The following is an 18,730-nucleotide window of genomic DNA, read 5'->3' as shown; positions in this document are numbered from 1 at the left end:
ACCCGGCTCATTCGTCGGGGTCATCGGATCCCGCCGATTCCTCGGCCAATTCAGGCGCGTTCTCCCGGGTAGCCATGCCACCGTCCTTGCCCTGATCTGCAGGACCGGGCCGGCCACCCTTGGGTGTGTCCCGGTCGTCGTTCGTGTCCTTCTGCATCTGAAATACGCTCCTAGGGTGGAGATCTCAGTGGGCGTTCCGCCGCCGCCGTACCACCAGCAGCACGAGGAGGAGGGAAGCGACGACGCCGACCGCTGCCACGCGTTGCGGTTGCTGCTTGAGCGTCTCGATGTCGTGGCGTGCGTGCGCCTTGGCCCGCGAGCCGATATCGATCTTCTTGTGCAGAGCATCGACGGTGGCGGCCAGTTCCGCCCGCTGTTGCTCGACCGGGGGGCTCGGCGTGGGGACCTCGCCGTTCGGCTGCTGTGCCTCGGTCATCGGAAGCCCTCCTTGACGGTGTCGACGTCCGCCCGGACGCTGCGGGTGGTCTGCTCCGGAACGGGAGGCAGCGCGTTCTTGGCGCGACGCCCGCCGACGGCTGCGGTGATCGACCCCGCGATGATCAGCACGGCGGCCACGATCAGGGCGGCGAGCCACGGTTCGAGGGCTGTGGAGAGCCCGAGCACTGCCGTGGCAACGAGCGTCGCCAAGCCGAACAGCAGCAGCAGAAGGCCCGCTCCCGACACGCCGACGCCGATACCGACCCGTGTGCCTTTCTCCTTGACCTCCGTCAGGGCGTGACTCACTTCGGTGCGGACGAGTTGCGACACCTGCTCGGTGAGCCGCTCGACGAGCTGCACGGTCGACAGATCGTCGACGTTGTCCGAGCGGCCCGCCGGGGTGGAACCGGGCGACCCGGTCCGATGCGCATCACTGCGATGGATGTCCGTCATGTCACTGCTCCTTTCGTACTCGAACGCCTACCCGGCTGCCGACAGCACGAAACGCCGAGGCCAGCGCGCGTCGGCGGTCTCACGTGTCCGAGGAGTCCTCGCCGCGGGCGCCTCGCCCCGATCGTCGCTGCATGTCGTCGATCAGTTTCGATGCGGTGACCTTGGTCAGGTCGTCGGGAACGGTCTCACCCAGCTCCTGAGCGAGAGTGTGCAGGTAAGACCGTTGTGGCCCGGTCATCGGTTCGTCTCCGGTGATCCAGTCGTCCGGATCCTTCTCGGGGGTCGGCGACGGTCCGGAGGATTGAGAGTCGGCCATGCCATTCCTGTCTGCTCGTTCGGTTCGGTTCGGGATTTTTGACCCGAGGACGTGGCATCCGAACGATTGCCCGCCGGCCGACATTCCGAAACGGCCGTATCTGCCGGAGGGGGAATTGGCGCCGCCCTCACTTGCGGTGTCGCCCCTGCAGTATGCGGGCGAACAACCACAGTCCGAGAAACAGGGCCACGGCCACGGCGGCGGCGACGACTCCGACGACGGGTGAGACGACGAAGCTGAAGATGAGCAGCACCACACCGATGAGCGCCATCGCCAGCGTGGTGATCCCGCAGATCGCCAGCCGGTGCGCCACGGCAACCAGGTCGTACAGGGCGTGCAGGCGGAACAGCATCCGGTGAATACCTACCGGGGCGACCAACAGCATGGTCGATGTCACCGAGAGGGCGACGGTGACGAGGTAGATGAGAACCTCGGCGTCCGTGAGCTCCCCGAACCTTTCCTGGAAGGGCAGCGTGAGAAGAAACCCGGTGAGCAGTTGGACCCCGGTCTGTACGACGCGTAGTTCCTGGAGCAGACCGTTCCAGTTCCGGTCCAGTCGTTGGGTCTCGGTCTCGTGGCGGGCGCGGAAATTCCAGTCCGCGTCATCGCGCTCCAGTCGGCCACTGTCCATCCGTCATCACTACTCTCTCGGCGTACCGAATTCGTTCATTCCGTGTGAATTCCGTACACCGCGTAAGCGGAGTGAATCACGGGTTGCGCAACATTGCGCACCCGAACGCCGCCAGGGGTGGTGCCGCGTTCGCGTCCCGCGTGGGCGTGGCCGTGCACGGCGAGGTCGACACCGAACTCGTCGATCGGTTCGCCGAGGAGATACGACCCGAGGAAGGGATAGATTTCGGGAGGCTCACCGTGCAAGGTGTCGGAGATCGGCGAGTAGTGGGTGAGGGCCACCCGGATGTCGGTCTCGAGGGTCGACAGGGCACGGCGTAGCTCCGCGGCGACCTCCACGGTATGACCGGCGAAGTCCTTCATCTGCCGCTCCCCGAAGGCGCTCGCGCATTTGCCCGCGAACCCGCCACCGAACCCCTTGATTCCCGCTACGCCGAGGGTCTGACCATCCACCGCCACGGTGGCAGTGGTTCCTTCGAGAACGGTGATGTCCCGGCTTTCGAGCAGTGCGGTGATCTCATCGGCGGCATCGCAGTGGTGATCGTGGTTCCCGAGAACCGCGATCACCGGAACGCCGAGATCCCGGAATTCGTCGGCGACCACCGAAGCCTCTTCGACGGTGCCGTGGCGGGTCAGGTCACCCGCGAGCAACAGCACATCGGCGTGTTCGTGGAGTTTGTCGAGTGCGGGACGAAGCAGACCGCGCGCATCCTCGGCCAGGTGCACGTCACCGACAGCTGCAATGCGCATCAGTCGAGTTCCTCTCGGCCTGCCGGTTCACGATTGTCCACGACCTGAACATCGTTGCGCACCGACATGGTAGGAAGGTGCTCGCGCACAACGACTTCCAGATCATCCCTGCGGTGGGCGCAGCTCACCTCTCCACTCAGATAGACCTGGTTCGCTCGCACCGAGATTCGCACGCCGAGTTCGGACGTGCGTGGGTCCTCCGCCAGCGCGCGCCGTAGATGCGCGACAAGGTACTGGGGCGGCTGCTCTTCCGGATTCATGCGCTCTCCTCCGTTGCCGGCGGCGACTGATGGCCACTGCCCGTGCCGTCGGAGATGTGAAGGTCACCGAGTAGTGCCAGAAAAGCTCGGGCGTAGGGTGATTCGCCGGCACTGAGCTCCACCTCCTGCCAATCGACCTGCTCGCGCAGATCTCGGGCGATACGCAGCAGCGGGACGAAGTCGCATCGGTGCGCGTCCAGCACGAGAAGTTTGTCGACCATGAGGTCGGTAGCACTGATCACCAGTGCCGCGGTGGGGCCGACCCGCATCCACGTCGCGCGTTCGAAGAGCTCGTCGGTGACGGGCTGGTAGTTGGGCCGGAAGACCAGATCGACCAGCACTTCACCGTCGTAGACCTTGACGAGCCAGTCCTCGGGCGGAACCACCCGGGTCATCCCGGCGGCTTCGAGGGCGCGCAGTGCGGACTCCGCGTCCTCCTCTTTCAGGAAGATGTCGACATCGTGATCGGACGGCGGTCCACCGCGCGCGTAGACGGCGCAGCCGCCGGCGACCGCGAACCTGATACCCGTGTCGTTCAGCGTGCTCACCACCTTGGTGAGCGTCTGGAGAAGTTCGGTCTCGTCCATGTCGAATCCGGTCGCTTTCTGCCCGGGCAGCCTCCGATGCGGAAGATCGGCGTGCGTGCTGTTCACACCTCCTGTCCGCTACGGGTGCCCCGACTCTCGCCGCGCGAAACGTGGCGGTGTGAGGGACCCCCGGCACGGGTATTACGGGACTTCCGAGATCCGGGTGCACGAGTGTCGGGGCAGGTGACGGTTAAGGGGAGTACATGCGGTTGCGGCACAGTGACCCGTGCGGGCCGGGGTTTCTCGTACGACGCACCCGACGGCGCGGCCGGAGTGTCGGACGAGGACCGAGCGCGGATCGACGCACTGGTCATCCCGCCCGCGTGGCGTAAGGCGTGGATCTGCCCGCGCCGCAACGGCCACATCCAGGCAGTCGGACTCGATGCTGCCGGTCGCCGCCAGTGCATCTACCACGAGCAGTGGCGGCAGGAACGGGACGAGGAAAAGTTCGACCGGGTGCTGACCATGGCGTCACGTCTGCCGGAACTGCGGGAACGGGTCGATGCGGACCTGTGCCGCCGCGGCCGTGGGCGGGAACGGGTGGAGGCGGTTGCCTTGCGGCTGCTCGACCGCGGGGTCCTCCGGATCGGCAGCGAGGAGTACGCCGAAACCAACGGGTCCCGCGGGGTCGCCACCCTGCTGCGGAATCATGTGGCCGTGAAGGGCGGGGAGATTCGACTCGACTTTCCGGCCAAGAGCGGAGTGCAGCGCACCCTGACCATCGAGGACGGTCCGCTCGCGACGGCGATCCGGTCGTTGCTGCGCACCGGGGCGCCGTCGGATCGGCTGTTGGTCTACCGGAAGGGGGACCGCTGGACGGAGGTGCATGCCGACGACATCAACGCGCGCTTCAAGGAGGTGGCGGGGGAGAAGTACACCGCCAAGGACCTGCTCGGGAATACACCGCAGATCGCCCGCACGTCCTATGTCGACCCTCGGGTCATCACCGCCTACCAGTCGGGACGGACGATCGGTGGGGCGCTCGCGCGGGCACGCAAGACACGCACGGAGGATGCGGAGCGAGCGTTGGTCGAACGCGCCGTGATTCGTCTTCTCGCCCGATGACACCGCAGCACGCTCGGTGACACCGAAAAAAGGGGCCTGCCCATCCTCTCGGATGGGCAGGCCCCTTTACTTCGGTTGCGGTCAGCGGCGGGCGGCGGTGCGTCCGGTGACCAGCTTGACGAGGAACAGGAGAATCACGGCCCCGAGGAGGCAGGTGAAGAAGCTGAACCAGAGACCGCCCCCTTCGACGTCCACATTGAGCAGTTTGAGGAGGAAACCACCGAGCAGTCCGCCGATGATGCCGACGACGATGTTGAGGAGGATGCCCATCTGAGCATCGGTCTTCATGATCTTGCTGCCGATCCAGCCGGCGAGTCCGCCGATGATGATCCAGCCGATAATTCCCAGTCCTAGCACGGAAGTGTCCTTTCGGAAGCGAGCGAGCCCGGTTCGGCCGGGATCACTCGGTCAGGTGACGCTCGAATAGGTGACGCGTGGTCGGGTCGGACAGAAATGCCGACGATCAACGAGCCTGCGCCGCGGCCTGCTTCTCCGAGTGTGCGCCTTCGTTGGCGAGTGACCCACCCGAATTTTCGAGATGAGCGCGAACGAACCACTGGAACTTCTCGAGTTCGGCGGTCTGCCCGATCAGCAGGTCCTCGGTGATGGGGTCGATATCACCGAATTCTTCGATGGCCTTGCGATTGTCCTCGATGACGCCGGTGTAGACGAGATCGAGCGCGGCGAGGTGCGCCTGGGCGGTGTCGCGGCCGACCGAGTAGTCGTCCCACGTACGGTCCCGTCCGATGGCCGCGGGTGTGCCGTCCGGTGACTTGCCCAGGGCGGCGATACGCTCGGCGGCCGCATCCGCGTATCCGCGGACCAGTTCGACCTGCGGGTCGATCATCTCGTGGACGCCGATGAAGTTCGGCCCCACCACGTTCCAATGGATGTGCTTGAGCGTCAGGTGCAGATCGTTGTAGGCGCTGAGCCGTTTCTGCAGGGTGTCGGCGACTTGCGAACCCTGCTCCGCGGACAGGCCTGGCACGGTGAATTTCGACATTCTCGATCCTCTCGTTCGCTACTGCCGTGTACCGGCAACGGTGTCGGTTGCGCGGGGGACGTCGTTCAGGACGACGAGTCGGCGGTCTCGGTGGCGGTGTGCTCGAACATCCACTCGAGCCGGTTCTTCAACTCTTCCGTCGACAACGTCCAACTGCCGGCCCGGGTCGATCCGGCGGGCGTGGTCACCGCGTACCCCCAGGCCGCAGCCGCGAACCAAGTATGTGAACCCGCCCACCGCAACTACTGTGCTCCATCACGCCCGTCGTCCTTCCCGATTTCTGGAACCTCTCGTCGGAAGAACCGGGGTTCTTCCGTGTTCCCTTCAGATTCGAACGATACGACCGTACAACAAAATCTATATCTGTCAAAACAGATCTTGTGCAGATCTTGTGTGGGGTGCGCATGCGAATGTCTTCTGATTGCGACGACAAGGTGGTGGCGGCCCAAAAGATTTCGATTCGGCAACCTCTGCGCGCAAATGGCGCCCATTCCGCGTTTCGAGACCCTATCTTCGGGGGAATCGACAGCGACACGGTCGTGTCCGGTGTTCGTAGGAGGCGCAATGCTCAACGTAACTCTGCTGGTGGGGCTGCTGGGATCGAGTCTGTGGGTGGCGGCCGCGCTCCAAGGCATGGCCGACCGGAGGTCGGTGCGATGAGCACCGGAGATACGCTGGCACGCTCGACGGATCGGGGCCTGCGCTCCGGGACCGTGCGATGGTTCAACGAGGATCAGGGGTTCGGATTCATCGCCCCCGACGACGGGTCCGAGGATGTGTTCGTGCACATCTCCGAAATCGCCGGAGACGGCCATCGCTGCCTCGCCGACGGGCAAAACGTGAGGTTCGAGGTGTGCCGGACGGCGACGGGGGACCAGGCGCGCAACGTGCGGATCCGCTGAAGGGCCGGTTCGCGACAACGGGGTGCGGTCCGGGTTCGGGTTCACACCACCCGGGCGGGGTAACCGGCGGGGTGACGACACAGCCGAACTCGACCCTTCGGAGGCAACAGTGAGCGAACATGCCCCGCACACCATCGACTACCCCGGCCACACCGCCGAGATGGCCGACCAGCCGCAGGACGAGATGCGCGCCTACCGCGGCAGAGACCTGCTTGCGGGCAAGAAGGCCCTGATCACCGGGGGCGACTCGGGCATCGGCCGGGCAGTCGCCGTCGCCTTCGCGAAAGAGGGCGCCGACGTGGCCATCGCCTATCTCGAGGAGAGCGACGACGCCGGCCACACCGCTGAACTGGTCGCGGCCGAGGGCCGGAAGTGCCGCGTCTTCCCCGGTGACCTGGCCGACCCGCAGCACTGCCGTGACGTCGTCGAGCGCACGGTGTCCGAGTTGGGCGGACTCGACGTCGTCGTGAACAACGTGGCGTACCAAGAGCCCGTCGATGACTTCCTCGACCTGTCCGACGACCAATGGCGCCGCACGTTTTCCGTCAATATCGACAGCTTCTTCCACGTGACCAAGGCCGCTGTCCCACACCTGGCCCCCGGCTCGGCCATCATCAACACCGGTTCGGTGAACGGGCTGCGTGGCAACAAGTCGCTGATCGACTACTCCGCCACCAAGGGTGCGGTGAACGCACTGACGTACTCGTTGGCGCAGGCACTGCTCGAGCGGGGAATCCGTGTCAACTGTGTCGCCCCCGGCCCGGTCTGGACACCGCTGATTCCTGCCACCATGGACGAGGAGAAGGTGGCGGACTTCGGCAAACAGGCCCCCTACGGGCGGGCCGCGCAACCGGACGAGATCGCCCCCTCGTACGTGTTCTTCGCTGCGGGTCTGCTGTCGTCGTACTACAGCGGGGAGGTTCTCGCACCGCTCGGCGGCGAGACAATGCCCGGTTGAACCACCCCTGGCCCGGCGAAGTCACTGGTGTGCTCTCGCGGCACAGGCGTTGTCCCCGTTGCCGGAGCGGCGCACACTGAGATCGATGCCGGCTTGCGTGGCCGCAGGCGATGGAGGAGACGATCGTGGAGTTGCATACCGTGGCGATCGACAAGCCCGACGACATGAATGTGATCGTCGGGCAGGCCCATTTCATCAAGACGGTCGAGGATCTGCACGAAGCACTGGCTGGAGTAAGTCCGCACCTGCGGTTCGGGGTGGCGTTCTGCGAGGCGTCGGGTCCCCGCCTCGTGCGCTGTTCGGGCAACGACGACCGTCTCGTCGAGTTGGCCACGCGCAACGCGGTCGCGGTCGGTGCGGGCCACTCCTTCTTCGTGTTCGTGGAGGAGGGTTATCCGGTCAATGTGCTGAACACGCTCAAGCAGGTGCCCGAGGTGTGCGGCATCTTCTGCGCTACGGCCAATCGGGTCGAGATCATCGTGGCCGAGACGGAACTCGGAAGGGGCATCGCCGGAGTGATCGACGGGTTCACACCTGCCGGCGTCGAGACGAGTGCCGACGTTGCCGACCGTAAGGCTCTCCTCAGGACCATCGGGTACAAGCTCTGAGCGTCGAGTCACATCTCGTCGGCGCACCCTGAGCGTGAGGACGACACGCGCACAGTGACCACTGTTGTCGCCATGTCGGTGTGTATCGGCCTGGCCGACGAGGATCGCCGTCGACATCGTCGACTAGCGTTGGACTGCCTGTTCATCACACAGGTGGCGGGATGGTCGTGAGCGGTTCGTTACCGGCCGGACAATCGGCGGGTTCAGATAGTTAACGCGTCGTTTCTACTGTCGCTCGAAATGCCGAAGCATCCAGTTCGGCACCGTCCCACAAGGAGAGCCACGTTGTCCTACGTCAAGCCATCCGACTTGGTCACGGCGATGATCGATGCCGGTGCGTCCAAGGTGTTGATGTCCACACGCGACACCGTGATTCGCGCCTATATGGGAGGCGCGATACTCGCCCTCGGTGCGGTCTTCGCCGTCACGATCGGCGTGCAGACCGGCCAGCCGCTCATCGGTGCGCTGCTCTTCCCCGTCGGTTTCTGCATGCTGTACCTCCTCGGCTACGACCTGCTCACCGGTGTCTTCGTGCTCGCCCCGATGGCCTGGCTCGACAAGCGGCCGGGGATAACCGGTGTCGGGGTGTTACGGAACTGGGGACTGGTGTTCCTCGGCAACTTCCTCGGCGCGTTCACTGTCGCCGTGATGATGGCGATCGTCTTCACCTATGGATTCGCAACCGAGCCCAACCAGATCGGCGAGGCCATCGGCCATCTCGGCGAATCGCGCACACTGGGTTACGCCGAGTACGGTGCCTCAGGCATGCTGACCCTGTTCATACGCGGCGTCCTGTGCAACTGGATGGTGTCGACGGGGGTTGCCGGGGCAATGATCGCCACCGACATCCCCGGCAAGGTCATCGCAATGTGGATGCCCATCATGCTGTTCTTCGCAATGGCATTCGAACATTCCGTCGTCAATATGTTCCTGTTCCCCTCGGGTCTGCTGCTCGGCGGCGACTTCACCCTCCTCGACTACCTGATCTGGAACGAAATCCCCACCGTGCTCGGCAACCTGGTCGGCGGATTGATCTTCACCGGCCTGGCCCTGTACCTAGCGCATCGGCGCACCGCACCCACACCCGTTGTCGCCCGCGACGCAGAGCTCGAGACCCTCTGAACACCGCGGGGCGCGGGTCTACGGCAATTTCTCGATGGTCACCCAACTGGGGTCTATGCCCGCTCGGAAACCCCTCCACGATGGGCGGTGGAGCCGCCGGTCCGGGGTGAACTCGCGGTACTCGACGGTGCCGACGAGGAGCGGTTCGACCCAGCGGGCGTGGCGGGCAAGCTCATCGGGGACCTGGTTGTCGAACGGACTGGTGGGGCGTTCGAATGGTCGGAGCAGCGCAAGCGTCCGCCGCCGGTCGGCTTCACTGAAGCCGGAGCCGACCTCCCCGACGAACACCAAGCCGACCCCATCTCGGTGGGCACCGACGATCAGCGACCGCAGCCCACCGCGGCCGGTCGCCTCCCACCCACCGACGATCACCTCTGCGCTGTTGAGGAGCGGGGTCTTCACCCAGTCCGGTGAGCGGCGTCCAGGGAGATACGGCGACGTCACCTTTTTCGCGACGATCCCGTCGAAACCGTGCTCGTCGGCCACCTCGAGCATTGCCTCGCCATCGACGTCGACCCAGTACGGGGCCACATGCACGACCTCGCCTTCGAGACCGGCGTCGGCCAGGAGCTGGCGGCGCTCGACGTAGGGCCAGCGCAGGATCGGCGCCCCCCGGTGCGCCATCAGATCGAAGACGCAATATGCCAGGCCAGTCGCGGCAGCGACGATCTCGCCGTCGACTACCACGCCACGGCCCGCGTCTACGTCGGAGAGTCCGACGGCGATCTGCGAGTACTCGGCGGTGATGTCGGCACAGTTGCGGCTGAACAGATTCACGGAGTCTGCCGTGACCGTGGCGACGGCGCGGATGCCGTCGAACTTCATCTCCACCGCCCAGTCGTCCCCGCCCGGGGGAGGGCCGAGCGTCGCCAACATCGGTTTTACCGGGCGCAGAGGCAGTGCGGGCCGATGGATTGCCACCCTCCCGATTCTGCCCCCGTACTCAGCCGACGGCAGTGCCCCCGGCGCGCGAAAGCCGGGCGAAGAGATGGACGGGCACACCGCCGCATACCGAGCGGTGTGCCTTCTCGACCATCCGGCAGGTCACGCCATCTCGGGGACGTGCAGGTGGGCGATGGCGAGCTCGAACTCGCACGTGTCGAGCACCTCGGCGTTCGCCTCGCGGGCTGTTTCGTCGCGGATGCTGTCGACGCGTTCCCTGTTACGTTCCATCGCTTCGGCGCTGTCGAACGTCAGCGACGACACCCCGCGACCTGCGGCATGATCGAGCATCAGGCTGGCGCTGCAGAATCCGTCGAGTTCCTCCATCTTGGGTAGAGCGGCCATTTTCCACATGTCGACGCCGCGGTCCATGTGGGCCGGCTCGGTCTTGATCCACGTCACGCGGCAGCAGGCCCCGCGCTCCGAATGGTGGTCGCGATGCATGACCGCGATGTCCCACCGCGACACCTCGGTGGTGCCGTGGAAAATTTCGGCGGCGGTGTCACGCAGATTCTGCACCGGTCCCTCGCTGGCGCGTAGAGATTCCTCGTCCCGCCACGAACTGGTCGCGATGCATCGGCCCGAATCACGATCGACGAGAAGGGACATACCGAGACAGCCCTCGATGTCCGCCAGTGCGGGCATCACAATGTCCCGAAAGTGCTTGATCCCGGCGTCGATGTACGACGGGTGCGAATGAATTGTGGTTGAGCGTGCGAACACGATCGGCACCTTTCTCCTCGGGGCGGCGCCGACACGGCGTCGCCGGTCATTCCCCGTGTTTCACACTGCTCTTCCAATCCGCCGGAGGCAATGGGCGGCTCCGCCGCCTGTGCGCCTTTTTGGTTGTCCCAGCTACCAGAAAGGCGCACGGGCGCGGAGCGCCTCTGCTTCATTGGCCGGGGTCGGGTCGCGCCTGCAGCACCGGCGCGGCGGCTGCGAGCAGCGCGTTGCGGTCGCGGTTCAACGGGGGATAAATCCGTTGGGTGTTGATGGTGACTTTGGTGGCTTTGGCCTGCGCACCGTGCGCCACCACCTGGCGATCCCATCCCTCGGTGTACACCGCGCCCGCCGGTCCGAGGTCGAGAACAGTCGCGTACCAAGGTATCCGGAGCGGCATCATCGGCTCTCCGAGTAGATCACCGATCACGTTGTAGCCCGCGTAGCGGCCCATCGGACGCCCGTGCTGGCACGACATCACCGACAGGTGGTCGTCGTCCACCCATGCCGCGGCGACGTCCCCGGCGGCGAATACTCCGGGTGAGCCGAGAACTCGCAGATAGTCGTCGACCGGCAGGCGACCCAGCCGGTCGCGGTCCCCGGCGAGCTGGGCGGTCAGCGGATTTGCCCGCATGCCCGCGCACCAGACGACGGTGCCCGCGGCCAGCACCTCTCCGGACGAGAGCGTCACGCCGTGCTGGTCAACGGCGGCGACGCCGACGCCGGTCATCGTTTCGACCCCGTTCTCGGACAGCGCCGCTTCGATCACCGGTCGCGCCGACGCCCCCATGTCGGAACCGACGTAGGGGTTGTGGTCGATCAGCACCACGCGCGGGTCGAGGTTGCGTTCGGCACTCAGTGTCGTGAGCATCCCGGGCAGTTCCGACGCCGTTTCGATGCCCGTGAGACCGGCGCCGACGACCACCACGGTCGCCGCGCTCACGTCCGCTTCGCCGTCGGACAGAGCGGCCAGATGGCGTTGCAGCTTCAGTGCGCCGTCGTAGGTGTCCACGTCGAAGCCGAATTTCCGCAAACCGGGGATATCGGGTTTCGCCACCCGACTGCCCAGTGCCATGACCAAGCGGTCATATTTCTGCGTGGCGCCCTGCCCTCCGCTATCCGCGACGGTGACGGTGCGCGCCGTGGTGTCGATCGCCGTCACCTCGGCGGTGATGTGCCCGACGTCAGCCGGGTCGAGCAGGTCGCTCAGCGGAATGCGGCACGCGCTCAGGTCTGCCTCGTAGTTGCGGACCCGGATGTCGTGAAATGGCAGCTTGCTGATCACTGTGACATCGACGGTGCCGGTCGCGTCGAGTTCCTCGAGTCGCCGCGCCGCCCCCAGCGCGGCCCATAAACCGGCGAATCCCGAACCGAGGACGAGGACGCGGCCTGAATCAGTCACCCCGATATCGTGTCAGGTCGTGGCCGGGGCGACCGTTGATTCGCATCATGCGTGATCATGGGTCCTGTCGGCCGTCGGCCACACGCCGTAGGCTCCGTGCAGCGTGAGGGGCGGTCAGTGGGCCCGTTTCTCGGCGGCGTCGGCGATGTCGTCGAGGTCGCGCCGGATCGCCTTCGTGGTGGCCTTCAGGGCGAAGGAGCCGAAGATCTTCATCATGAATCGCGAGAACGCGCCGAGGTCGTTCGCTTCTGCGGAGAAGTGAAAGGTCAGGGTGGTGCCGTCACCGGCAGGGGACAGGGTGAACACGGTCGTATAGTTCGCCCCGTGGGAGGCAGCCTTCACCACGGTGCGCTTCTCCGGGTCGATCTCCGCTACCCACATCTCTTCGGTCGACGACTTGCCGAACAACACCCGGGTTTCCCGCCACCGGGTGCCGACTTCGTACTTCGTCGAGTCGAGCCGTTCGAGCTTCTCCACCCCGCTCAGCACCGACTCCGCGTTGTCCAGGTCGGTGAGGACTGCCCAGACCGCGCTTACGGGCGCATCGATCGTTCGACTCAACTGGATTTCCGAAGCTGACATGAGTGTTCCGTTTCTTCGAGCAATCGCCGAATGTTTCCCGGGCAACGGTAGGCGATCATTCGCCCTTCGGCTGCTACATGCTGGGCCCGAGGTGCCGGGCGAGGGTGCGGTAGCCGAGTTCGTGAAGGTGGTGATGTTCGGGCCACAGGGTGCGGGTCCAGGCCGGGTCGGTGTGAGCTGATGTGATCGCGGCGGTGGTGGAAGCGTGCAGGTCGAACTCGAGGTCATGGCAGAGTTCGGCGACGGCAACCGGGTCACGGGTGTCGGCGATCCGCCCGATCGTGTGGGCAACTTGTTCGTCCGCGTCGCGCAGGATCCGCCGATACGAACGCGGAAGCACGGTCCACAGCACGACAAGCGCCATCGCCACGCCGAGAAGGGTTTCGAGGAGCCGATCCCGGGTGACGACACCGAGGTCCATGTGCGTCCCCAGGCTCCCGACGACCAGGGCGAGCGGCGTGATGAACACCATCGCCACGCCGTAGTTGCGGACAAGGAAAGCTTCCGTCCCCGCCATCAGGAGAGCCACGACGAGAACCAGCGCGGCGGCCGTCAGGTCGAGTGTCGCCAGCACCGCCAACAGGCCGAGACCGAGCACGGTGCCGAAGAAGCGGTGAAGGCCGCGGTACGTTCCCAGTACGCGATCCGGGCCCTGGTGAAGGATCATCGCCGCGGTGATCACCGCCCAATCGGGCCGTCTGACATCGAGACTCAGCGCCAGGAGACCGGCGGCGGGGCACGCCACCAGCAGCCGAGCGACGATGGTCCAGGATCTGCCCCGCGGATGAGCCGCCCGCCCGAGTCGGTAACGAATCGACGGCCTGGGCAGCGGTACCTGTGGTCGCAGATCGTCGGTGTCCGAGGCGTGGTCTGCGTCGCGACCGTCCACCATGGACGCACACCGCAAATGAGCGGCATGCAGGGCGCGGGTCAGCGCGTGATCGCGACCGACGAGTGCGGCGTCGTGCAGACACTGCCACGCGGCGTGCAGCGCCCGCACCGCGTCCCGGCGTGAAGTCGGTGATGAACTGTCGGAGAGCGCGGCACCGACGGCGGCGGCCGCTGCCGCGACCGCGGCCCGCTCGGGGTTGCGACGACGCACCAAGAACCCGGACATCGAGACGAGCAACGCCGATGCCGCTCCCGAAGCCGTCCAGGCCAGCACCTCCGTCGTAGACACACCGAGAGCGGGCAGCGACGACGCGATCTCCACGGTCAGCAGGGGAAGGAAGGCGCCGGGGGCTCCGAGTCGCAGGCCGTCGACGACGAAGGCGCAGACGGCGACGACGACGGTCATCGTGAGGATCAGCACCGTTGCCCACAGCGCGGAATTCCCCAGTGCGGAGTTCCCCGCGGCCGCCGCTGCGTGGACCGGTGCGCCGACTGCGGCGCCCACACCCGCCAGGAACACCAGTGCAGCGGCCGCGATCGACACCACCCGCCACCGCACGCGGTACGCCCGGCCCTCGCCGTAGACGACGGCGAACGCGCCCAGCGTGGCCGTCGCTGCGACCGCAGAGTGTCCGAGCGCAATCCCGGCGAGGGCGGGCAACGCCGCCGCCACCCCGGCGCGCACCACACCCGGCCACCGCCGGCCCTGGCCGGCAACCCCGAGGAGTAACGATCGTGCCGGGGCCGGCGCAGGAATCTGCACATCGTGTTCCCGCGACGCGGTTCCCTGGTTCTGCGCTCCGACCGACACGACGACACAGAATACGAGCGACCGAGTGCGTCGAGGTAGTCGATGAGTTGTTTCTCTCACCCTCGGTAGGTGCGGTCGACACGCCAACCGGACGATGCGACCCTCCGACTACAACCGGGGGTCCACGGGCTCGGACTCGAGCGCAAGAACCGCGAACACCGGTTCGTGCACTCGCCACAGCGGGTCGCCTTCCGCCAGCCGGGTCAGCGCCTCGAGCCCGAGCGCCTGCTCGCGCAGGGCCATCGATCGTTTGCGGCCCAGAGACCGGTCGCGGAGCACGTCGAGATTGTCGGTGTAGTCGGGACCGTAGATGATCCGCAGGTACTCCTGCCCCCGCACCTTGATGCCCGGCTGAATCCTTCTGTGTGCCAGTTCCGCGGGTGCCTGGCCGACCGGCTTGACCACCATGCCTTCACCGCCGGCATCGGTCAGTCGTGACCACCAGGCGGTGGCGGCGTCCCGGGACGCATCCGAGGTGAGATCGACGAACACGTGTCGGGTGGCGGTGACGAGGGGATCGTCCAGCATCGCCAGCTTGGCGAGGTGCCAGGAGTGCGGTTCGGTGACCGCAGGCGCCCGGCCCTCGCAGGCGAGGATCTGGAACGGGGCCAGTCGCACGCCGTCCAGTCCGGTCACCGGCCAACAGTATCGGGCATATGCTTTCCGGAACCGATCGGCGTTGACCGCACGGGTTCGGGTGCGGGCCAGCAGCTCCCCGACGTCCAGACCGCGGGCGGCGGCGCGCTCGAGTGCGGCGATCGCCTCCGGCAGCGCTGCACCAGCAGCAGCCCCGACCGATGCGTACTGGCTGCGGATCAGCTCACCCGCCTTCGCCGACCAGGGCAGCAGTTCACAATCGAGTACCAGCCACGATGACTCCAGGTGGTCCATCAGCGGCCCGCATGCGGCGCGTAGCCGGTCGACCAGTTCACTCATCGTGGCCGCATCGTCGAAGAACGGGCGCCCCGTGCGGGTGTAGACGATGCCCGAGCTGCCGTCGGTGACGCCGATCCGCTTCGCCGCGGTTGCCGCATCGCGGGCCAGCACGGCGATCGCCCGGGAACCCATGTGCTTCTCCTCGCACACGAGCTCGGTGACGCCGTCGGACGCGAACTCGGCGAGGGCCTGCGCCGGATGCTCCAGATAGCCGTCGAGGTTCGAGGTGGCCGGTGGGGCCATGGTCGGCGGCAGGTACACCAGCCAGCGCGGGTCGACGGCGAATCTGCTCATGATCTCGAGGGCAGCGGCGGTGTTCTCCTCGCGCACCTTGATGCGCCCCTTGGTGTACCGAACTCGATGTGCCGCGTTCCGCGCACGTCGTCGATGGACAGCTGGCCCGGATCGCGCTGTGCCGGGGGATCCGACCTGGTCGAGCCGGTGGTGAGGGGGCGCACCGGTTCGAACCACACCCGTTCCGCCGGTACGGAAACTATTTCTCTGCTCGGGTAGCGCAGGGCGGTCAGCTTGCCGCCGAAGACGACGCCGGTGTCGAGGCAGAGCGTGTTGTTGCTCCATTCGGCCTCCGGCACCGGGGTGTGTCCGTAGACGACGACGGCGCGGCCGCGATAGTCCTGGGCCCACGGGTAGCGCACCGGCAGTCCGTACTCGTCGGTCTCGCCGGTGGTGTCCCCGTACAGGGCGAACGAGCGCACCCGGGCGGACGCGCGGCCGTGATAGGCCTCCTTCAACCCGGCGTGCGCGACCACCAGATTGCCACCGTCGAGTTCGTAGTGGCTGATCAGGCCGTCGATGAAGGCGTGGGCGTTCCTGCGGAAGTCGTCGGGTTCCGCGGCGAGCTGGTCGAGCGACTGCTGCAGCGTCTACTTAAATCTCATACTATATGCCACTGATGTGGCCGATGTCGGAGATGTACGTACTTCACGGCTACCCGTAACGCCCTGTGATGCTGCGGGTTTGACCGTGTCCCACACCGACGCTTGAGGTGCAGGAACAATCTTTTTCTGATTCACCCCCGCCTGTGGTGTCGCTGTGGGAACACTGCGGCGGACCCGGCGATGACGCGGGCGGCTCGGGGTGGGACTTTTCTTGTCGCGGCACTGCCGGACCGGCGCATGCTCGGCGATCCGGATCTGTGGGTTCTGTCCGCGCTTGTGAACGACTCTGCGGCGCCCGAGGAGTGCACGTTTGGCGAGGTTCACAGCGGCTACGTGGTCGCGATTGCCGCCGACCTTGCACCGTGCGCACCATGCCCGGTGGTAGCCGCCCGGGCGGGAGAGGGTGTCGTTGCAGCCCGGGCACAGCGCCGACGTGCCGCGGGCCGGGACGGACACCACCGTCACGCCGACCCCTGCGGCGGTGTGTGCGAGAGCGTCGACGGCCTTGCGGCGGGCGGACTGCGCGGCCCGGTTGTTGTTCACCCGGCCATGACCCCGGGTTTCGAGGGTGGTGAGGTCTTCGACCCCGATCACCTTCGCACCGGCCGCGGCGGCGTAGTCGGTCACTTCCCGGCCGAAGTGGAAGGCGAGTTCCCGGTTGATCTTGCCCCGTTTGACACCGACCGCGGTGCGGTGGGCGTCGAGGACCGCGATCTTGTTTTCCAGGTTGGCGCGCACCTCGGGTGGTGCGGTCGCGGCGAGCCGCGTCAGTCGTGCGGCTTTGCGGTGCAGGCGTTGGCCTTCCGCTTGGAGGCGGGCCAGTCTGATTCCCAGGCCCCGGTCGTCGTAGGTGAAGCCCCGGTAGTCCGAGACCAATCCGTCGGGGCTTTCGGTGACGATGGCGGCTGCTCCGAGGGTGGCCAGTGACCAATCCACTCCCACCGCGGTTGATCCCGACGTCAGATCGGGCGCTGGAATAGATTCGGTGGCAGCGCAGCGCAGCAGCAGGCCTCGGTGGTCGAGGACGAGGGTCGGCAGATGCCAGTCGGTGATTGCTCTGGTGTGCAGGTGTGGTGGGATCGCGGCGATCAGGCGGACCCGCCGCCAGTGCGCCCGCCCGGCCGGGGCCTCATGCGTGGGAAGTTTCACCGTCAACGTCATGACGGCGTCCGTGACGGCGATCTGGGAGAGTTGATGATCGGCGGCGGAGAGCATGGCCATCATCGATGTCTGCGGTGGTGTCTGCACGTCGGTGATCCGCAGGCGTTCATGGCTCGCATCCCCGGCCCGGCGGGAGCGGGCTGCGAGTTGCCGTGCCACGCCGCGCGCGAAGCCGGACGGCACACACTCACCGGCCGTGGTGGGCGGCGCCAGTCGGCCGGTGACGGGGTCGAACCTGGCCGACAGCGAACCGATGGCGTTGTCCCGGTAAGCCAGGGTGCGTAGAGTGCCGATCGCCTGGGAGGTGACCACCCGGGTTACTCGCGAGGGCACGTACATACCGGGGGGATAGGTCGGGGTCCAGCCCAGCCGCGCTGCAGCGACATGCCCCTGTGCCGGGAGCTTCCGGCCTTGACCATCGCGTCCGGCGGCGAGGGCATCGAAGGAGGCTGGTTGCCACAGCCTCGACACCAACTCCGATTGCGCGGCGCCGATCAAGTCGAGCAGCCACCGGACACGAAGGTCGATGTCGTCGAGCCCGAGCGGGGCGCCGGTAGCGTCGTCGACCGCCGCGTACGGGCGGGTCGTGTACGAGAACTGGCGCGGCACGGTACATCCAGCCTCGGCAACGGTCACCTCGCCCCGCCGAGTACGAGAGTCAGCGATGCGCGCGGTGCCTCATTCTTCGGACAGCAGCAATGTCCTGTTCCATCGCAAGGTCCAGCGTGCACCCACCAGGTACGGTCATCGTGGGGGTTCACTCCGACCACCCGCAACTCCGGATCTTCCGCTGCAGCTCCCTTGACGAAGTCTTTCGACGCGCGGAACACGATGTCGTCGACGGTGACCATCTCGTCGTTGTTGAGCCGCAGCTTCCCGGCGCCTTCTGCGTGTCCACCGTCTTCATCGAGTTACCCCCGCAAACCGTGCTGCCGCATCGGCCGAGAAGACGGCGTTGATTCAGCCTCGACCGCAACTGATAGAACCGGCCCGAAAACGACGCCAGCAACGCCATGAAGTCATCGATCAACTCTTCCCTCCACCGATGTGTCGCCATGCTCCCGCAGGACCTCGACCGTAACCCCGACCACCGACAAGTAGCCTCGATCCAGGCGACACCGACCTGGCCAACCGATCCCGCAACACCACCCGCACCACCGTGAAAGTGACCCTTGGCAGCGTCGTCGAGCATCCGGTCCAAACCCGCCCGCATTCCCACACACCCGAACCGCGATCCTTCTACACCCGATACACGACCCCGGAAGGCGCTCTCGCGCAACATCTTCTCCCGATC

24 protein-coding genes are annotated in these 18,730 nt (G+C 66.3%); 5 read left to right on the top strand and 19 right to left on the bottom strand.

Annotated elements, in window-relative coordinates:
• Positions 1-7: 7 nt before the first annotated feature.
• From L1080_RS10800 to L1080_RS10765, 8 genes are all read right to left on the bottom strand, one after another.
• Entirely contained in the window at positions 8-157 is a 150-nt protein-coding gene (locus L1080_RS10800; protein WP_201453577.1) for a hypothetical protein, read from the bottom strand.
• A 27-nt stretch (positions 158-184) separates the two neighbouring features.
• Positions 185-436, bottom strand: a complete 252-nt coding sequence (locus L1080_RS10795) for a hypothetical protein (protein WP_159922362.1) — start codon at positions 434-436, stop codon at positions 185-187.
• Positions 433-891, bottom strand: a complete 459-nt coding sequence (locus L1080_RS10790; protein WP_250768134.1) for a phage holin family protein — start codon at positions 889-891, stop codon at positions 433-435. The genes L1080_RS10795 and L1080_RS10790 overlap by 4 nt, the downstream gene beginning before the upstream one ends.
• A 79-nt stretch (positions 892-970) precedes the next feature.
• Positions 971-1,207 (bottom strand): DUF3072 domain-containing protein, encoded by a 237-nt coding sequence (locus tag L1080_RS10785; protein WP_159922366.1) that lies wholly within the window; start codon positions 1,205-1,207, stop codon positions 971-973.
• A 127-nt stretch (positions 1,208-1,334) separates the two neighbouring features.
• A complete protein-coding gene (locus tag L1080_RS10780; RefSeq protein WP_109329912.1) occupies positions 1,335-1,838 on the bottom strand; it encodes a DUF6328 family protein in 504 nt (167 codons plus the stop codon).
• A gap of 35 nt (positions 1,839-1,873) precedes the next feature.
• On the bottom strand, positions 1,874-2,590 hold the full coding sequence (locus L1080_RS10775; protein WP_201453618.1) for a metallophosphoesterase family protein: 717 nt from the start codon (positions 2,588-2,590) through the stop codon (positions 1,874-1,876).
• Positions 2,587-2,847, bottom strand: a complete 261-nt coding sequence (locus L1080_RS10770) for a BON domain-containing protein (RefSeq protein ID WP_201453578.1) — start codon at positions 2,845-2,847, stop codon at positions 2,587-2,589. Before L1080_RS10770 ends, L1080_RS10775 begins: the two co-directional genes overlap by 4 nt.
• Positions 2,844-3,500 (bottom strand): nucleotidyltransferase, encoded by a 657-nt coding sequence (locus L1080_RS10765; protein WP_236603472.1) that lies wholly within the window; start codon positions 3,498-3,500, stop codon positions 2,844-2,846. The genes L1080_RS10770 and L1080_RS10765 overlap by 4 nt, the downstream gene beginning before the upstream one ends.
• Before the next feature lie 153 nt (positions 3,501-3,653).
• Between L1080_RS10765 and L1080_RS10760 the strand changes: the two genes are divergently transcribed.
• On the top strand, positions 3,654-4,499 hold the full coding sequence (locus L1080_RS10760) for a DNA topoisomerase IB (protein WP_250768131.1): 846 nt from the start codon (positions 3,654-3,656) through the stop codon (positions 4,497-4,499).
• Positions 4,500-4,580: 81 nt separating this feature from the next.
• Here L1080_RS10760 and L1080_RS10755 read toward each other — a convergent pair whose 3' ends face one another.
• The 3 genes from L1080_RS10755 to L1080_RS10745 form a co-directional block, all read right to left on the bottom strand.
• Positions 4,581-4,856, bottom strand: coding sequence for a GlsB/YeaQ/YmgE family stress response membrane protein (locus tag L1080_RS10755; RefSeq protein WP_109329916.1), 276 nt, complete (start codon positions 4,854-4,856; stop codon positions 4,581-4,583).
• 106 nt (positions 4,857-4,962) lie between these two features.
• Positions 4,963-5,502, bottom strand: coding sequence for a Dps family protein (locus tag L1080_RS10750; RefSeq protein ID WP_159922372.1), 540 nt, complete (start codon positions 5,500-5,502; stop codon positions 4,963-4,965).
• A 65-nt stretch (positions 5,503-5,567) separates the two neighbouring features.
• Complete coding sequence (locus L1080_RS10745) at positions 5,568-5,690, bottom strand: hypothetical protein (RefSeq protein ID WP_257792479.1); 123 nt, start codon at positions 5,688-5,690, stop codon at positions 5,568-5,570.
• 510 nt (positions 5,691-6,200) lie between these two features.
• On the opposite strand from L1080_RS10745, the gene L1080_RS10740 reads away from it, so the two are divergent.
• The 4 genes from L1080_RS10740 to L1080_RS10725 all read left to right on the top strand — a co-directional run bounded on the left by L1080_RS10740 (position 6,201) and on the right by L1080_RS10725 (position 9,092).
• Complete coding sequence (locus tag L1080_RS10740; RefSeq protein ID WP_250768572.1) at positions 6,201-6,404, top strand: cold-shock protein; 204 nt, start codon at positions 6,201-6,203, stop codon at positions 6,402-6,404.
• Between the two features lie 160 nt (positions 6,405-6,564).
• On the top strand, positions 6,565-7,362 hold the full coding sequence (locus L1080_RS10735; protein WP_159927200.1) for an SDR family oxidoreductase: 798 nt from the start codon (positions 6,565-6,567) through the stop codon (positions 7,360-7,362).
• A 125-nt stretch (positions 7,363-7,487) separates the two neighbouring features.
• On the top strand, positions 7,488-7,970 hold the full coding sequence (locus L1080_RS10730; RefSeq protein ID WP_159922376.1) for an adenosine-specific kinase: 483 nt from the start codon (positions 7,488-7,490) through the stop codon (positions 7,968-7,970).
• A 285-nt stretch (positions 7,971-8,255) separates the two neighbouring features.
• Positions 8,256-9,092, top strand: a complete 837-nt coding sequence (locus L1080_RS10725; protein ID WP_250768128.1) for a formate/nitrite transporter family protein — start codon at positions 8,256-8,258, stop codon at positions 9,090-9,092.
• An 18-nt stretch (positions 9,093-9,110) separates the two neighbouring features.
• Here the strand turns inward: L1080_RS10725 and L1080_RS10720 are convergent, their stop codons facing one another.
• The 8 genes from L1080_RS10720 to L1080_RS10685 all read right to left on the bottom strand — a co-directional run bounded on the left by L1080_RS10720 (position 9,111) and on the right by L1080_RS10685 (position 18,072).
• A complete protein-coding gene (locus tag L1080_RS10720; RefSeq protein ID WP_250768125.1) occupies positions 9,111-10,013 on the bottom strand; it encodes an ATP-dependent DNA ligase in 903 nt (300 codons plus the stop codon).
• Between the two features lie 123 nt (positions 10,014-10,136).
• Positions 10,137-10,766 (bottom strand): antibiotic biosynthesis monooxygenase, encoded by a 630-nt coding sequence (locus tag L1080_RS10715; protein WP_250768122.1) that lies wholly within the window; start codon positions 10,764-10,766, stop codon positions 10,137-10,139.
• A gap of 160 nt (positions 10,767-10,926) precedes the next feature.
• Positions 10,927-12,156, bottom strand: coding sequence for an NAD(P)/FAD-dependent oxidoreductase (locus tag L1080_RS10710; RefSeq protein ID WP_250768119.1), 1,230 nt, complete (start codon positions 12,154-12,156; stop codon positions 10,927-10,929).
• A gap of 114 nt (positions 12,157-12,270) precedes the next feature.
• Entirely contained in the window at positions 12,271-12,738 is a 468-nt protein-coding gene (locus tag L1080_RS10705; protein WP_159922386.1) for an SRPBCC family protein, read from the bottom strand.
• Between the two features lie 73 nt (positions 12,739-12,811).
• Positions 12,812-14,317, bottom strand: a complete 1,506-nt coding sequence (locus L1080_RS10700; RefSeq protein WP_250768570.1) for an FUSC family protein — start codon at positions 14,315-14,317, stop codon at positions 12,812-12,814.
• A 231-nt stretch (positions 14,318-14,548) separates the two neighbouring features.
• Complete coding sequence (locus tag L1080_RS10695) at positions 14,549-15,706, bottom strand: hypothetical protein (protein ID WP_250768116.1); 1,158 nt, start codon at positions 15,704-15,706, stop codon at positions 14,549-14,551.
• Positions 15,667-16,146 carry a hypothetical protein gene (locus tag L1080_RS10690; RefSeq protein WP_250768113.1) on the bottom strand — a complete coding sequence of 160 codons (480 nt, stop codon included), beginning with the start codon at positions 16,144-16,146 and terminating at the stop codon, positions 15,667-15,669. The genes L1080_RS10695 and L1080_RS10690 overlap by 40 nt, the downstream gene beginning before the upstream one ends.
• Before the next feature lie 114 nt (positions 16,147-16,260).
• Positions 16,261-18,072, bottom strand: coding sequence for a zinc ribbon domain-containing protein (locus L1080_RS10685; RefSeq protein WP_374433056.1), 1,812 nt, complete (start codon positions 18,070-18,072; stop codon positions 16,261-16,263).
• Positions 18,073-18,730 lie beyond the last annotated feature (658 nt).

It is taken from the genome of Rhodococcus sp. MSC1_016 (assembly GCF_023667485.2).
In the GTDB taxonomy this organism is placed as follows: domain Bacteria; phylum Actinomycetota; class Actinomycetes; order Mycobacteriales; family Mycobacteriaceae; genus Rhodococcus_F; species Rhodococcus_F oxybenzonivorans.
Note: the sequence above shows the minus strand (reverse complement) of the source record. Positions and strands in the feature narration are given on the sequence as shown.

Coding starts and splice junctions, on each gene's coding strand:
- L1080_RS10800 (WP_201453577.1), bottom strand. CDS start 157: ATGCAGAAGGACACGAACGACGACCGGGACACACCCAAGGGTGGCCGG.
- L1080_RS10795 (WP_159922362.1), bottom strand. CDS start 436: ATGACCGAGGCACAGCAGCCGAACGGCGAGGTCCCCACGCCGAGCCCC.
- L1080_RS10790 (WP_250768134.1), bottom strand. CDS start 891: ATGACGGACATCCATCGCAGTGATGCGCATCGGACCGGGTCGCCCGGT.
- L1080_RS10785 (WP_159922366.1), bottom strand. CDS start 1,207: ATGGCCGACTCTCAATCCTCCGGACCGTCGCCGACCCCCGAGAAGGAT.
- L1080_RS10780 (WP_109329912.1), bottom strand. CDS start 1,838: ATGGACAGTGGCCGACTGGAGCGCGATGACGCGGACTGGAATTTCCGC.
- L1080_RS10770 (WP_201453578.1), bottom strand. CDS start 2,847: ATGAATCCGGAAGAGCAGCCGCCCCAGTACCTTGTCGCGCATCTACGG.
- L1080_RS10750 (WP_159922372.1), bottom strand. CDS start 5,502: ATGTCGAAATTCACCGTGCCAGGCCTGTCCGCGGAGCAGGGTTCGCAA.
- L1080_RS10735 (WP_159927200.1), top strand. CDS start 6,565: ATGGCCGACCAGCCGCAGGACGAGATGCGCGCCTACCGCGGCAGAGAC.
- L1080_RS10705 (WP_159922386.1), bottom strand. CDS start 12,738: ATGTCAGCTTCGGAAATCCAGTTGAGTCGAACGATCGATGCGCCCGTA.